Raw genomic sequence first — 624 nt, forward strand, 5'->3', positions numbered from 1 at the left:
AAAATGTCGGGCCGGCACGGGATCGGCCATACGCGGATGGCGACCGAATCGGCGGTCACCACCATGGGGGCACATCCGTTCTCGACCGGGCTTGATCAATGCCTCGTCCATAACGGCTCGCTCTCGAACCACAATTCGCTGCGCCGCGAGCTGATCCGCGACGGCGTGAAGTTCGAGACCCAGAACGATACCGAAGTGGCTGCCGCCTGGCTGTCGCATCAGCTGGCCCAGGGCGTCGAGCTTGGCGACGCGCTGCGCGCGGGTCTCGATGTGCTGGACGGGTTCTACACCTTCGTCGTCGGCACCAAAGACGGCTTCGGCGTGGTGCGCGACCCGATCGCCTGCAAACCGGCGGTCATGGCCGAGACCGATCAATATGTCGCTTTCGGATCGGAATACCGCGCGCTGGTCAACCTGCCGGGGATCGAGGACGCCCGCGTCTGGGAACCGGAACCCGCAACCGTCTATTTCTGGAAGCACTGATATGCAGACGATTGACCTTGCAACCACCACGCTGCGCGACCTGAACGCGACGCTGCAGGCCACCAAAGGCCAGACCAATGCCACCGCCTGGGAGATCACCAATCCGAAGGGCAGCCATGCGCTGGCCGTCGGCCTTGATGC

General features: G+C 63.9%; 1 pseudogene. It reads left to right on the top strand.

Annotated features, from left to right (window positions below):
* Positions 1–483: pseudogene (locus JC607_RS25230) on the top strand (glutamine amidotransferase); the annotation flags it as partial.
* Positions 484–624: the final 141 nt, after the last annotated feature.

The sequence above is a fragment of the Paracoccus sp. IB05 genome (assembly GCF_016405985.1).
In the GTDB taxonomy this organism is placed as follows: domain Bacteria; phylum Pseudomonadota; class Alphaproteobacteria; order Rhodobacterales; family Rhodobacteraceae; genus Pseudogemmobacter.